This window comes from Bacillus sp. 5RYD7K, from assembly GCF_059831465.1.
This window is the reverse complement of record NZ_CP191200.1, coordinates 796,458-810,000: the sequence shown is the minus strand read 5'-3', so window position 1 is coordinate 810,000 and position 13,543 is coordinate 796,458. Positions and strand designations below refer to the sequence as shown.

Here is a 13,543-nt window from a genome sequence, read left to right as displayed (position 1 = left end):
TTAGTACGAGAGGACCGGGATGGACGCACCGCTGGTGTACCAGTTGTTCTGCCAAGGGCATCGCTGGGTAGCTATGTGCGGACGGGATAAGTGCTGAAAGCATCTAAGCATGAAGCCCCCCTCAAGATGAGATTTCCCATTCCGCAAGGAAGTAAGATCCCTGAAAGATGATCAGGTTGATAGGTCTGAGGTGGAAGTGTGGCGACACATGGAGCTGACAGATACTAATCGATCGAGGACTTAACCATTTTTGAATGTATGCTTACTGTTATCTAGTTTTGAGAGAACACTCTCAATGGTTTGGTGGCGATAGCGAAGAGGTCACACCCGTTCCCATGCCGAACACGGAAGTTAAGCTCTTCAGCGCCGATGGTAGTCGGGGGTTTCCCCCTGTGAGAGTAGGACGCCGCCAAGCAATCATACGGTAAAGGCAGCTCATCATGAGCTGCCTTTTTTGTTTTTGAACAAAACAATACAAACACCGAAATACGCCAATGCCCATATACTAATTGCAAACTTCAAAAAGGTCCAAATTGTGTATACAATCAATGGCTTCAGGGAAGGCTATTCATACGGAGGTGGGCATAAATGAATGAAACGTCCAGCCATGAAGAAACATGTATTGTGTGTGAAACTAAAAAAAGCAGGGGTATTCATATTTATACGAAATTTATATGTTTAGAGTGTGAGAAGAAAGTAGTTTCAACTCCAACCTCTGATCCGAATTATGAATTTTTCGTTCGTAAACTGAAAAGCCTTCATACACCGACATTATATTCTTAACCCTGAAAAGGGTCTTTTTTTTGCTTAAAAATAAGGGAGTTTTTTCACTTTTTATAAAAGAACTGATACGATAAGAAGAGGAACTTGTTTAGAAATGGAATGTAATAGATAATACTGATAAAAGTGAATAAATAGGAGTCGATCCAAATATGAAACCGTTTATTCAATATATGAAATGGACGCTTTGCGGCAGCGCAGTTTTTGTATTAGCGGGGACAGCCGCTTTTACGATAGGGCATCAGCCTTTTCTGTATTCGCTTTTATACGGAGCAGCAGGCGGAACTGCCGTCAGTATAGCCGGACTTTGGAATGCGAAGCGCCTCTTTTTAAAAAAACACCGGCTGACAAGAAAAGAATATACTTATATCAAGGAAAATCTTGAGGAAGCAAGAAATAAAATCGTTCGATTACGCAGGGCGCTTTTTCGCTCTAAAAGTATACAAATGCTGAAGCAGAATGCAGAAATACTGCGGATAACGCGGCGGATATATCTGCTTACAAAGCAGGAGCCGAAGCGTTTTTATCAGGCGGAGCGTTTCTATTATCAAACGCTTGATTCTGTTGTGGAGCTGACCGAAAAGTATGCTCTGCTCTCATCACAGCCGCGAAAAAATAAAGATTTATCAATGTCCTTGAGTCAGACAAGGATGACTCTCGCGGAGCTTGCCAGGCGGCTGGAAGAAGATCTTCATGAACTGATGAAGGAAGACATCGACGATCTGCATTTTGAATTAGATATGGCAAAGCAGTCACTGAGAAAGTAAGAAAGGGGGAAGGAAATGGCCGGAGACCGTTCCGATGATATCATGGGCGCTCAAAATGATCAGGCTAATCTAAAGCTTGCAGATACACTGCCGGAAGAAAAAAGAGAAGCGGCACTTCAGCTCGCTGAAAAACTGGATCCCGGGAACATGCAAAGCATTGTTCTGTTTGGTTCACAGGCCCAGGCGAATATTCTTGAATTTTCCCACACAATGATAGAGCATGTGCAAAGAAAAGATGCAGGAGAGATGGGACAGATACTGTCTGATTTGATGAGAAAGCTTGACCAGGTAAATCCTGATGATCTGCAGATGAAGAACAAAGGATTTTTTGCCCGTTTGTTCAAAAGGGTATCCGGCTCTGTACAGGAAGTGCTTTCGAAATATCAAAAGACCAGTGTACAGATTGACCGTATCAGCAGAAGGCTCGAACTTTCTAAAAATGGGCTGTTGAGTGATAATAAATGGTTAGATCAGCTGTACGCCCAAAATAAACGATACTTTTCTGACTTGAATATGTATATAGCGGCAGGTGAATTAAAGTTAGATGAGCTGAAAACAAAGCTGATTCCCGAAGCGGTAAGAAAAGCTGAATTAGGGGAACACAATCAAATGGCCGCTCAGGAAGTGAATGACCTTCGCCAGTTTGCCGACCGTCTGGATAAGAGAGTGCATGATCTGCTGCTGAGCAGGCAGATTACGCTTCAGAGTGCGCCGCAAATCCGTCTGATTCAAAACACGAATCAGGCACTGGCAGAGAAAATTCAGTCCTCCATTGTTACGGCTATTCCTTTATGGAAGAATCAAGTCGCCATCGCCCTGACACTAATGAAGCAGCGGAGTGCGGCAGATGCGCAGCAGAAGGCGGCGGATACGACGAATCAATTGCTCCTGAAAAATGCTGAGCTTCTGAAAACAAGTACAGTCGAGACTGCCAAAGCGAATGAGCGCGGACTTGTTGAGGCAGACACCCTAAAAAAAGTGCAGGAAAGCTTAGTCACCACACTGGAAGAAATCATGTCTATTCAAGAAGAAGGCAGGATGAAACGCAGGCGGGCCGAGGAGGAGCTTGTTATTATGGAAGGCGATTTGAAAAAGAAACTGCTTGATATGAAGTCCGGCCGGGATAACGGCTAGATGGCAAAAGTCTTAGCTTTAAGTTGGCCCGCAGGCACGATATAATAAGAAAGACAGGCAAAGGATTTGTTTAAAATATGGACACACCTTTATATACAGCGCTGCTGAAGCATGCGCACCGAAATACGTATTCTTTTCATGTTCCGGGACATCACAATGGAGATGTCTTTTTTGATGAAGCCAGATCTGTATATCAATCTCTTTTATCTATTGATATGACTGAGATCACAGGGCTTGATGACTTACATCACCCGACAGGAGTCATCAAGGAAGCGCAGGATTTGCTGAGCAGACTTTACGGTTCTCGGGAAAGCTTCTTTCTCGTCAATGGAACGACTGCCGGCAATCTGGCGATGATTTTAGCTGTTTGTGAACCTGGCGAACCGATTCTGATCCAGCGTAATTGTCACAAGTCTGTTTTCCATGCGGTGGCAATGGCCGGAGCCAAGCCGGTGTATTTAGCGCCGGAAATTGATAAAAACATGCATGTGCCGGCCCATGTATCCCTTCCGGTCATTGAAAAAGCGTTAGCATCATATCCGAATGCGAAAGGCCTTGTTCTGACTAATCCGACTTACTACGGGCATGCTGCCGATTTGACCGCGGCAGTTAACAAAGCCCATTCATACGGCGTTCCTGTACTAGTGGATGAGGCTCATGGCGCTCACTTTGTGTTAGGTGAACCGTTTCCGCCATCATCATTGGATATGGGAGCGGATGCCGTTGTTCAATCGGCTCACAAAACGCTTCCGGCTATGACGATGGGATCTTACTTTCATTTAAACAGCACCCGGATTGACAGAGATCGATTAACCTATTATTTAAGCAGTTTGCAAAGCAGCAGCCCGTCATATCCGATAATGGCCTCTTTAGATACGGCGCGCGCTTATGTTCAGGATATCGCTGAAAAAGGGACACTCCCCGGTCATATGGCGCATATTGAACAAATCAAACGAACGTTCGCGTCAATTTCTTCTATTGAAATGATCGAACCTTCCGGATATGGGCTCAGGGCGGACCCGTTAAAATTCATTCTTCGGTCAAAGCTCGGCCATTCCGGCTATTCATTACAAAGTATGTTGGAGAGCGAAGGCATTGTTGCCGAGCTGGCGGACGAGTACCAAGTATTGCTCGTCCTGCCGATAGGCGGCCGGCGGATGATAGAACAGGAAACCGTAAGAAACATACAGCAGAAACTGGAGAATACACCGCCTGATAAATTGCCGGATACCGTGAATTGGACCTTTCCATCCATTTCGACACTTGAATATCCGCAAAATGAGATGCGGAAGTTTCCAAAAGAGCTTACGGATATAAATAAGGCGGCCGGGCGCTTACACGCGGGGAACATTATTCCTTATCCCCCGGGAATTCCGCTGATCATGGACGGAGAACGGATAACAGAAGAGATCGTACAAAAGCTTTCCCGTTTAATCGGCATGGACGCGCATATTCAAGGCTTGTTAAACGGGGAACAACTACTTGTTTATACAGAAGAGGAGAAATCATGAGCGGTTTATTTATTACATTTGAAGGTCCTGAAGGCGCAGGGAAAACGACTGTGCTTCAGGAGGTGAAAGAGATTCTGTCGGCAAAGGGGCTTCCGGTGACAGCGACAAGAGAACCGGGCGGCATCGACATTGCGGAACAGATCAGAGAAGTGATCTTAAATAAAAACAATACACTGATGGATGCAAAAACGGAGGCGCTCCTCTACGCCGCTGCGAGAAGACAGCATTTAGCCGAAAAGGTGCAGCCTGCATTGGAAGAAGGGCGCATTGTGCTGTGCGATCGTTTTATCGACAGTTCGCTGGCTTATCAAGGCTATGCGAGAGGGCTCGGCATTGATGAAGTGCTTTCTATTAACCAGTTTGCAATCGGCGATACGATGCCTGATGTCACGATCTATTTTTCTATCGATCCGGAAGAAGGGCTGAAACGGATTACGTCGAATGATTCAAGAGAAAAGAATCGTCTTGATCTTGAGGCCCTGCACTTTCACACGAAAGTTCGGGAAGGATATCAAAAGGTGATGCAGCTTTTCCCTGAAAGATTTCATACAATCGACGCATCGAAAAAGAAGGAACTCGTCATTCAGGACGCGCTTCAGGTGATAAATGAAACATTGAAAAAAATTCAGTTGTGACCTGTTTCTCATAAGTTGATATAATGAATGTAACGACCATGTTCTTTCCAACCTAAAGGGGGCCTATAGAATGAAATTAATAGTGGCAGTGGTGCAGGATCAAGACAGCAACAGACTTTTGAAAGTATTAACCGACCACAACTTCAGGGTGACGAAGCTTGCGACAACAGGCGGATTTCTTAAATCAGGCAATACGACGTTTATGATCGGGGTGGAGGATATCCGTGTCGATAAAGCGCTCAGACTCATTAAAGAAAATGGCTGTAAACGTGATCAGATGATTGCCCCGGTATCCCCGATGGGCGGGAATGCGGATTCTTATGTTCCTTATCCTGTCGAAGTGGAAGTCGGCGGAGCGACGGTCTTTGTCCTTCCGGTCGATGAATTTCATCAATTTTAAGGATTTGACGACGTGAAAATAAATTCTGACTTACGCACATTTATTGAGAAAAAGCAGCAGCCTGCTTATAAAGCGGCAGAGCTTTCCGGGACGTTTAAAAGTTCAATGGACAGCCAAAGCAGCAAGCTGAAATTTGACCAGCTGAGCAGGTTCTTAACGGATATAGAAACGTTCGGGAAAAGACTGACGAAGTCGAGGAACTTCAAAGACTTAGCGAAATTCAAAGGATTGGTAAAACGTTTTGTAAAAGAGGCCGTTGACAGCGGATTATCGCATGAAACGACGAAAAGCTTTGACATGTACGGCAGCAGCCGGACCCTGGGGCTTGTGAAAGAAATAGATGAAAAGCTGCTCCAGCTGACGGAAGAGATGTTAGATCAGGAAAAACCGGCAATTGATTTGCTGGATCGAATCGGAGAAATAAAAGGTTTATTGATTAACCTTTACACATAGAGAGTGATACAATGGCAATATCATGGAAGGAAATGACCGGGCAGCAGCCCAGAGTGATGCGTCTTTTGCATAATAGCATTGAAAAGAAAAGGCTTTCTCACGCATATCTGTTTGAAGGCAAAAAAGGTACTGGCAAATTGGATGCCGCACTGCTTCTCGCAAAAAGCTTTTTTTGCCTTGAAGACGGGACTGAGCCTTGCGGGGAGTGCCGGAACTGTAAGCGTATTGATTCCGGAAACCACCCCGACCTGCATGTGGTTCAGCCCGACGGATTATCCATTAAAAAAGCTCAGATCCAATCGCTTCAGGAGGAGTTTTCTAAAACAGGACTGGAATCGCATAAAAAGCTGTACATTATATCCCATGCGGATCAAATGACGACAAATGCGGCAAACAGTCTGCTGAAATTTTTAGAGGAGCCGAGTCAAGACACTATCGCTATTCTGATTACTGAGCAGCTCCACAGAATATTGGATACCATCGTTTCGAGATGCCAGGTTCTTCCGTTTCAGCCGCTTCAGCCGAAAGCAATAGAAGAAAGGCTGGCTGAACAGGAAGTAAGCCCTCACATGGCCAGACTCTTAGCAAATATGACAAATAATATTGCGGAAGCAGTCGAATTAAGTCGAAATGATGAGTTTGCAGAGTCCAGAGCGAAAGTGATAAAATTGTATGAAGTCTTACATCAGCGGAAAGGACATGCCTTTTTCTTCATTCAGGATCAGTGGGTGCCCTTTTTCAAAGAAAAAACCCATCAAGAAATGGGTCTTGATATGCTCTTATTGATATACCGTGATGTATTATCCATCCAAATTGGAAATGAAGATAAACTGATTTATCAAGACTTATTCCAATCAATAAAACAGCATGCGCTGCAATTTACACAACAAAGCGTTACGAACCAAATTCTCGCTGTTTTAGAAGCAAAAAAACGGCTTCATTCCAATGTGAATACACAGGGATTAATGGAGCACTTGGTGTTAACGTTGCAGGAGGGATAAGCTTGTACAACGTAATAGGCGTCCGCTTTAAAAAAGCGGGGAAAATTTATTATTTTGATCCGAACGGATTTGATATAGAACAGGACAGCTGCGTCATTGTTGAAACTGTAAGAGGTGTCGAATACGGGCAGGTTGTCATCGCAAATAAACAAGTGGACGAGCACGATGTTGTGCTTCCGCTTCGAAAGGTTATTCGCGTTGCTGATGAACGCGATCTTCTCATCGTAGAAGAAAACAAACAAGAGGCCCTGTCCGCCTTTGAAGTCTGTCAGAAAAAAGTGGCTGACCACGGCTTAGATATGAAACTCGTTGATGTTGAGTTTACGTTTGACCGCAATAAAGTCATTTTTTACTTCACGGCTGACGGACGGGTTGATTTCAGGGAATTGGTCAAAGACTTGGCTTCTATCTTTAAAACAAGAATCGAGTTGCGCCAAATCGGTGTGAGGGACGAGGCGAAAATGCTCGGCGGTATCGGCCCGTGCGGGAGAATGCTTTGCTGCTCCACGTTCCTCGGTGATTTTGAACCGGTATCCATCAAAATGGCAAAGGATCAAAATTTATCGTTGAACCCGACGAAAATTTCCGGTCTGTGCGGCCGTTTGATGTGCTGTTTGAAGTACGAAAATGATGAGTATGAGACGGCAAAAGAACAGCTGCCGGATTTAGGCGAAATGATTACGACGGCAAACGGCCCCGCAAAGGTTGTCGGTCTTAATATTCTGGAACGGGTGCTTCAGGTGGAACTGAAGAATCGTGAAAAAGTGATAGAATATACTTGGGAAGAGCTCTTGGAAGAGGGCGTCGTATCCGCACAAACCACAGATTAACGAGGTGTGGAACCTTGGATAAAAAAGAGTTATTTGATACTGTCATAAACCTGGAGGAACAAATCGGTTCGCTGTACCGTCAGCTGGGTGACTTAAAGCAGCATATTGGCGAAATGATTGAAGAGAATCACCATCTGCAGCTTGAAAACAAGCATTTGCGTAAGCGGCTTGATGACACGACAGAGCAAATTGAGCAATTCAAAGCCGATCAGAAAGAAACAAAAACACAGAAGGCAGAGCAAAGTGATATAGGAGAAGGCTACGACAATCTGGCCCGGCTGTATCAAGAAGGCTTTCATATTTGCAACGTCCATTATGGGAGCGTCCGCAAGGGAGATTGCCTTTTTTGTCTGTCCTTCTTAAATAAAAAATAAGGAAAAGGCTTCCGCTGATGTCGGAAGCCTTTTTCAAAGAGTGCTGAAAGGAATAAGATTATGGTTTCATTACGTGATGATGAAAGATTGGATTACTTATTAGCAGAGGATATGAAAATTGTACAGAGCCCGACAGTTTTCGCTTTTTCATTAGATGCCGTGCTGCTGTCAAAGTTTGCATACGTTCCGATTCAAAAGGGAAACATCGTTGATTTATGTACGGGGAATGGAATTGTGCCGCTTCTGCTCAGTACAAGGTCAAAGGCGGATATCACCGGGGTTGAAATTCAGGAGCGTTTGTATGATATGGCGCTCCGAAGCGTGGAATACAACGGGCTGGGCGATCAGATCAGCCTCATTCATGATGATCTGAAAAATATGCCGGAAAGACTCGGACATAATAAATATGATGTTGTCACCTGCAACCCGCCTTATTTTAAAACACCGAAAGAGGCAGAGCAAAACCTGAACGAACATCTCAGAATCGCAAGGCACGAAATTCTTTGCACGCTTGAAGATGTGATTTCCGTCAGCAGCAAACTGCTGAAACAAGGCGGGAAAGCGGCTCTCGTTCATCGGCCGGGAAGGCTTTTGGAAATCTTTGAATTAATGAAAGCGTACCGAATAGAACCGAAGCGGGTTCAGTTTATTTATCCGAAACAAGGAAAAGAAGCGAACACTATTTTGGTTGAAGGAATTAAAGGCGGCCGACCTGACCTGAAAATTCTTCCTCCGCTGTTTGTATATGATGAACAAAATGAATATACGAAAGAGATCCGCACGATTTTATATGGAGACAAATAGTCATTTCTTTTATGTGCTGCTGTGCAATGACAACAGTCTTTATGCCGGTTATACAAATGATCTGCAAAAACGGCTGAAAACCCACAATGAGGGAAAGGGCGCGAAGTACACAAGGGCGCGGAGGCCGGTTTCGTTATGCCATGCGGAATCATTTGACACAAAACGGGAAGCCATGCAGGCGGAATACCGTTTTAAGCAGCTGACCCGAAAGAAAAAAGAACAATATATAGAAGAAAAACGAAGCAGCAAGGAGGCTGTATATGTTAAGTCGCCAGATGAGTTTTAACGGAAAATCTGAAATGGGAATCCTTTATCTTGTTCCTACACCGATCGGCAACTTGGAGGACATGACCTTTCGTGCGGTGGAGACGCTGAAATCGGTCGATGTCATAGCTGCCGAAGATACGAGACAGACGAAAAAGCTGTGCCACGTCTATGACATAGAAACATCTCTTACCAGCTATCATGAACACAACAAAGAAAGCAGCGGCCACAAAATTATTGAATGGCTGAAAAACGGAAAGAATGTGGCTTTGGTCAGTGACGCCGGTATGCCGACAATTTCCGACCCGGGGGCTGAGATTGTAAGAGATTTTACCCAAATCGGCGGTTATGTCGTTCCGCTTCCCGGTGCAAATGCGGCGTTAACCGCGCTGACTGCATCAGGCATCACCCCGCAGCCGTTTTTCTTCTACGGATTCTTAAACAGACAGAGGAAAGAAAAGAAGAAAGAACTCGAAATCCTGAAAAAACGCCAGGAAACGATGATTTTTTACGAAGCGCCGCACAGATTAAAAGAAACATTAACCGCCATGCATGACGTTTTGGGAAATCGAAACATCGCCGTCACGAGAGAATTAACGAAAAAGTACGAGGAATTTATCAGAGGAACGGTCGCCGAGGTGATGGAATGGGCAAATGAAGACCAAATCCGCGGTGAGTTCTGTCTCGTTGTCGAAGGCAATCAAGCCGCTGAACCGGATGAAGATGACAAGCCTTGGTGGACGGAGCTTTCTGAGAAAGAGCATGTGGAGCATTACATAAACGAAGGAGCGTCTTCCAAACAGGCCATAAAACAAACAGCGGTAGATCGGAACGTTCCGAAACGCGAGATTTATGACGCTTATCACATTCAAGCATAAAAAAAACCGTTCTTGTATCGCAACAAGAACGGTTTTTGTATGAAATAGCTTATTTTTGGTTTTGAAGCTGATTTTGAATTTCAGAGATGATTTGCTCAGCGCCTTCTTTGCTGAGTACCAATTTGCCGCCGGCAAGTTTAAGGTTATCATCAGAAACTTCACCAGTAACTTGGCAAGTCATGTTTGGTTTATATTTTTTAAGGATGATTTTTTCATCATCAACATAAATTTCAAGAGCGTCTTTTTCTGCGATGCCCAGTGTACGGCGAAGTTCGATAGGGATAACTACGCGTCCAAGTTCATCAACTTTACGTACGATACCAGTAGATTTCATTAACAGTCTCCTCCCGAGAGATAATTATTTTGTAGTTTATATTTTTCTTCGTCATTATTCGACAAAATTCCTTACATTCCTAGCATAACAAGGTTTCCAATAATCGTCAATCTTTTTGTTTACTATTGATTGTAAGAATTAGTTCTTATAGTAAGTAAAGCCTTGGAAATCCTGAAATAACAGGCTTTTTGACTGCTTTTTCGAACCTATTATCCTACTGAAAATCCTTTTAAATCAAGACTTTCGAACCAAGATGTTTTATATTAGTAGATTATATACGACAAATTTCGACATGTTAAGACTTTTTTTAATTTCAATAAAAATTTTTAATTTTATTTACTCTTTTATTCGCAGTACGTATATATCCTTGATCTTAAAGGCTAAGATGGTATCATAGATAGAGGACAAATATCAATATTGTATATCAAATAAAACCGCTCTCGTCCTTTGGGCGTGAGCTTTTCGACATTCTGAATGGGAGGTTGCAACATGCCGCAAGACAATAATACTTTTTATATTACGACCCCGATATATTATCCGAGCGGAAAATTACATATCGGCCATGCTTATACTACCGTGGCCGGCGATGCGATGGCGCGTTACAAAAGATTAAAGGGATTTGACGTACGCTACCTGACAGGAACAGATGAACACGGACAAAAAATCCAGCAGAAAGCGGAGGAAGAGAATATCACACCTCAGGCTTACGTGGATCGTGCTGTGGCTGAGATCCAAAAACTATGGAAGCAGCTCGACATTTCTCACGATGATTTCATCCGGACGACGGAAAGCCGGCATAAAGAAATTATTGAGAAAGTGTTCCAAAAGCTTCTTGATAATGGTGATATCTATCTGGATGAGTATGAGGGCTGGTACAGCATCCCTGATGAAACATTCTATACTGAAACACAGCTGGTGGATGTGGAACGAAATGAAAAGGGTGAGGTTGTCGGCGGAAAAAGCCCGGACAGCGGCCATCCAGTCGAATTAATCAAAGAGGAGTCATACTTCTTCCGCATGAGCAAATATGCAGACCGCCTGCTGAAGTTTTATGAGGACAATCCTTCCTTCATCCAGCCTGAATCACGTAAAAATGAAATGATTAACAATTTCATTAAACCGGGGCTTGAGGATTTGGCCGTTTCCAGAACGACGTTTGACTGGGGCGTAAAAGTGCCGGGAAACCCGAAGCATGTCGTGTATGTATGGATTGACGCATTGTTCAACTACATTACGGCGCTCGGTTACGATACGGAAAATGATGAGCTTTACAAAAAGTACTGGCCTGCTGACGTCCACCTTGTCGGTAAAGAAATTGTCCGTTTTCATACCATTTACTGGCCGATTATGCTGATGGCGCTTGATCTCCCGCTCCCTAAGCAAGTATTCGCGCATGGCTGGTTATTGATGAAAGACGGAAAAATGTCGAAATCAAAAGGAAATGTCGTTGATCCGGTAACACTGATTGAACGCTACGGCTTGGATGAGCTTCGCTATTACCTGCTTCGCGAAGTGCCGTTTGGTTCAGACGGTGTCTTTACGCCGGAAGGTTTTGTAGAACGGATTAATTATGACTTGGCAAACGACTTAGGAAACCTTCTGAATCGTACAGTTGCTATGATCCAAAAATATTTTGACGGTGAGATCGGTTCATATGAAGGAAATGTGACTGATTTTGATCAAGAGCTTTCTTCTGTAGCCGGTGAAACGGTTAAAGCATATGAAAAGGCAATGGAAAACATGGAGTTCTCAGTGGCTTTATCAACGCTATGGCAATTAATCAGCCGTACGAACAAATATATTGATGAAACTGCTCCGTGGGTGCTGGCAAAAGATCCGGAAAAAGAAAAAGAATTACGTTCTGTCATGTATCATTTAGCTGAATCATTGCGTATTTCGGCCGTACTGCTTCAGCCTTTCTTAACGCAGACGCCTGAAAAAATGTTTGCTCAGCTCGGAATTGAGGATCAGTCTCTTAAAGCTTGGGACAGCATTCAGACATTCGGTCAATTAAAGAACGCGAAAGTGAAAAAAGGGGAGCCGCTTTTCCCTCGTCTTGAAGCTGAAGAGGAAGTAGCTTACATCAAGCAAAAAATGCAAGGGACTGCTCCTGTGAAAGAAGAAAAAACAGAAGAGCCGCAAGAAGCAGAGCGTCTTCCGGAAATTACGTTTGATCAATTTATGGATACAGAACTTCGCGTCGCAGAAGTCTTGTCCGCAGAACCGGTGAAAAAAGCGGACCGTCTGCTGAAGCTGCAAATTGATCTGGGCTTTGAACAGCGCCAAGTTGTATCAGGTATCGCAAAGCATTACACGCCGGATCAGCTTGTGGGAATGAAGATCATTTGTGTAACGAATCTAAAACCGGTAAAACTGAGAGGCGAGCTTTCCCAAGGGATGATACTGGCAGGAGAATCTGACGGCGTCCTTAAGGTTGTAGCTGTCGACCAGTCATTACCGAAAGGCGCTAGAATTAAATAATAGATGCAAAAGGTGTTTCACGTGTAACATTTCGTCGAACACCTTTTGTTTTTCAACAAGAAAGGAGTTTTTATGATGCTTTTTGATACACATGCGCACTTAAACGCCGAGCAATTTGACACAGACTTAGAAGAAGTCATTGCGCGTGCAAAGGCTGAAAAAGTTGAACGAATCGTCGTTGTCGGATTCGACAAACCTACCATCACGCGGGCGATGGAGCTGATTGAGGAATATGACTTTATATACGCTGCGATCGGCTGGCATCCGGTAGACGCGATTGACATGACAGAGGAAGATTTATCATGGATTAAGGAACTTTCCGCTCATGAAAAAGTCGTGGCAATCGGAGAAATGGGCCTTGATTATCACTGGGACAAATCACCAAAGGATATCCAAAAAGAGGTATTCCGGAAACAAATCGCGCTCGCCAAAGAAGTGAACCTTCCAATTATCATTCACAACCGTGATGCGACTGAGGATGTTGTCACGATTTTGAAAGAAGAGGGAGCGGAAGAAGTCGGCGGCATTATGCACTGCTTTACGGGCAGCGCGGAGGTTGCGCGGCAGTGTATGGATATGAATTTCTATATTTCATTCGGAGGACCGGTTACCTTCAAAAATGCGAAGAAACCAAAAGAAGTGGCAAAGGAAATTCCGAATGACCGTTTGCTGATCGAAACTGACTGTCCTTTCCTGACACCCCATCCTTTCCGCGGCAAACGAAATGAGCCAAGCTACGTGAAATATGTAGCTGAACAGCTCGCGGAATTAAAAGGACTGACGTATGAAGAAATTGCTTCGATAACAACCGAAAACGCAAAAAGACTTTTCCGTATGAACTGACAAAATGCGCTGTCGTAACGTGTAAAGGCTTGTCCGATTCAGTGGATATGTAAA

The 13,543-nt window shown here is 44.1% G+C and carries 16 protein-coding genes and 2 rRNA genes (1 of these 18 running past the window's edge); 17 read left to right on the top strand and 1 reads right to left on the bottom strand.

The genetic code is table 11. The annotated features are described in order from the left end of the window. The 15 genes from ACQE26_RS04105 to rsmI all read left to right on the top strand — a co-directional run. Positions 1-248 (top strand): 23S ribosomal RNA (locus ACQE26_RS04105) (it extends 2,681 nt beyond the left edge of the window). 51 nt (positions 249-299) lie between these two features. After that, positions 300-415, top strand: a 5S ribosomal RNA gene (gene rrf / locus ACQE26_RS04100). 173 nt (positions 416-588) lie between these two features. Continuing rightward, positions 589-783, top strand: coding sequence for a sigma factor G inhibitor Gin (locus ACQE26_RS04095; protein ID WP_007409914.1), 195 nt, complete (start codon positions 589-591; stop codon positions 781-783). 149 nt (positions 784-932) lie between these two features. Beyond that, entirely contained in the window at positions 933-1,547 is a 615-nt protein-coding gene (locus tag ACQE26_RS04090) for a 5-bromo-4-chloroindolyl phosphate hydrolysis family protein (protein WP_500470729.1), read from the top strand. A gap of 15 nt (positions 1,548-1,562) precedes the next feature. Further along, positions 1,563-2,681, top strand: a complete 1,119-nt coding sequence (locus ACQE26_RS04085) for a toxic anion resistance protein (RefSeq protein WP_500470728.1) — start codon at positions 1,563-1,565, stop codon at positions 2,679-2,681. 77 nt (positions 2,682-2,758) lie between these two features. Then, positions 2,759-4,192, top strand: a complete 1,434-nt coding sequence (locus ACQE26_RS04080; protein WP_500470727.1) for an aminotransferase class I/II-fold pyridoxal phosphate-dependent enzyme — start codon at positions 2,759-2,761, stop codon at positions 4,190-4,192. Next, the gene (gene tmk / locus ACQE26_RS04075) at positions 4,189-4,827 is read left to right on the top strand and encodes a dTMP kinase (protein WP_500470726.1); all 639 of its coding nucleotides are present in this window, start codon (positions 4,189-4,191) and stop codon (positions 4,825-4,827) included. The genes ACQE26_RS04080 and tmk overlap by 4 nt, the downstream gene beginning before the upstream one ends. 70 nt (positions 4,828-4,897) lie before the next feature. Next, the gene (gene darA, locus ACQE26_RS04070; protein WP_500470725.1) at positions 4,898-5,227 is read left to right on the top strand and encodes a cyclic di-AMP receptor DarA; all 330 of its coding nucleotides are present in this window, start codon (positions 4,898-4,900) and stop codon (positions 5,225-5,227) included. A gap of 12 nt (positions 5,228-5,239) precedes the next feature. Next, a complete protein-coding gene (locus tag ACQE26_RS04065; RefSeq protein WP_047478049.1) occupies positions 5,240-5,680 on the top strand; it encodes a YaaR family protein in 441 nt (146 codons plus the stop codon). Between the two features lie 11 nt (positions 5,681-5,691). Then, positions 5,692-6,681, top strand: coding sequence for a DNA polymerase III subunit delta' (gene holB, locus ACQE26_RS04060; protein WP_060963779.1), 990 nt, complete (start codon positions 5,692-5,694; stop codon positions 6,679-6,681). A gap of 2 nt (positions 6,682-6,683) precedes the next feature. Then, positions 6,684-7,511 carry a competence/sporulation regulator complex protein RicT gene (gene ricT, locus ACQE26_RS04055; protein ID WP_004264723.1) on the top strand — a complete coding sequence of 276 codons (828 nt, stop codon included), beginning with the start codon at positions 6,684-6,686 and terminating at the stop codon, positions 7,509-7,511. A gap of 14 nt (positions 7,512-7,525) precedes the next feature. Next, entirely contained in the window at positions 7,526-7,885 is a 360-nt protein-coding gene (yabA, locus tag ACQE26_RS04050; protein WP_016936514.1) for a DNA replication initiation control protein YabA, read from the top strand. Between the two features lie 60 nt (positions 7,886-7,945). Beyond that, positions 7,946-8,689: a tRNA1(Val) (adenine(37)-N6)-methyltransferase gene (locus ACQE26_RS04045; RefSeq protein ID WP_438421053.1), complete on the top strand. Its 744-nt coding sequence runs from the start codon at positions 7,946-7,948 to the stop codon at positions 8,687-8,689. After that, entirely contained in the window at positions 8,676-8,975 is a 300-nt protein-coding gene (locus ACQE26_RS04040; protein WP_047478056.1) for a GIY-YIG nuclease family protein, read from the top strand. The genes ACQE26_RS04045 and ACQE26_RS04040 overlap by 14 nt, the downstream gene beginning before the upstream one ends. Then, positions 8,950-9,831 carry a 16S rRNA (cytidine(1402)-2'-O)-methyltransferase gene (rsmI, locus tag ACQE26_RS04035; RefSeq protein WP_500470721.1) on the top strand — a complete coding sequence of 294 codons (882 nt, stop codon included), beginning with the start codon at positions 8,950-8,952 and terminating at the stop codon, positions 9,829-9,831. The genes ACQE26_RS04040 and rsmI overlap by 26 nt, the downstream gene beginning before the upstream one ends. A 49-nt stretch (positions 9,832-9,880) precedes the next feature. Here the strand turns inward: rsmI and abrB are convergent, their stop codons facing one another. Continuing rightward, positions 9,881-10,171 (bottom strand): transition state genes transcriptional regulator AbrB, encoded by a 291-nt coding sequence (abrB, locus tag ACQE26_RS04030; RefSeq protein ID WP_169510469.1) that lies wholly within the window; start codon positions 10,169-10,171, stop codon positions 9,881-9,883. A gap of 483 nt (positions 10,172-10,654) precedes the next feature. On the opposite strand from abrB, the gene metG reads away from it, so the two are divergent. Both metG and ACQE26_RS04020 read left to right on the top strand, forming a co-directional pair. Beyond that, positions 10,655-12,646 (top strand): methionine--tRNA ligase, encoded by a 1,992-nt coding sequence (gene metG, locus ACQE26_RS04025; RefSeq protein ID WP_500470720.1) that lies wholly within the window; start codon positions 10,655-10,657, stop codon positions 12,644-12,646. A 75-nt stretch (positions 12,647-12,721) separates the two neighbouring features. Continuing rightward, positions 12,722-13,489: a TatD family hydrolase gene (locus ACQE26_RS04020; RefSeq protein WP_016936519.1), complete on the top strand. Its 768-nt coding sequence runs from the start codon at positions 12,722-12,724 to the stop codon at positions 13,487-13,489. Positions 13,490-13,543 lie beyond the last annotated feature (54 nt).

Coding starts and splice junctions, on each gene's coding strand:
- ACQE26_RS04080 (WP_500470727.1), top strand. CDS start 2,759: ATGGACACACCTTTATATACAGCGCTGCTGAAGCATGCGCACCGAAAT.
- rsmI (WP_500470721.1), top strand. CDS start 8,950: ATGTTAAGTCGCCAGATGAGTTTTAACGGAAAATCTGAAATGGGAATC.
- ACQE26_RS04045 (WP_438421053.1), top strand. CDS start 7,946: ATGGTTTCATTACGTGATGATGAAAGATTGGATTACTTATTAGCAGAG.
- metG (WP_500470720.1), top strand. CDS start 10,655: ATGCCGCAAGACAATAATACTTTTTATATTACGACCCCGATATATTAT.
- ACQE26_RS04040 (WP_047478056.1), top strand. CDS start 8,676: ATGGAGACAAATAGTCATTTCTTTTATGTGCTGCTGTGCAATGACAAC.
- ACQE26_RS04020 (WP_016936519.1), top strand. CDS start 12,722: ATGCTTTTTGATACACATGCGCACTTAAACGCCGAGCAATTTGACACA.
- ACQE26_RS04085 (WP_500470728.1), top strand. CDS start 1,563: ATGGCCGGAGACCGTTCCGATGATATCATGGGCGCTCAAAATGATCAG.
- ACQE26_RS04095 (WP_007409914.1), top strand. CDS start 589: ATGAATGAAACGTCCAGCCATGAAGAAACATGTATTGTGTGTGAAACT.
- darA (WP_500470725.1), top strand. CDS start 4,898: ATGAAATTAATAGTGGCAGTGGTGCAGGATCAAGACAGCAACAGACTT.
- tmk (WP_500470726.1), top strand. CDS start 4,189: ATGAGCGGTTTATTTATTACATTTGAAGGTCCTGAAGGCGCAGGGAAA.
- holB (WP_060963779.1), top strand. CDS start 5,692: ATGGCAATATCATGGAAGGAAATGACCGGGCAGCAGCCCAGAGTGATG.
- ACQE26_RS04090 (WP_500470729.1), top strand. CDS start 933: ATGAAACCGTTTATTCAATATATGAAATGGACGCTTTGCGGCAGCGCA.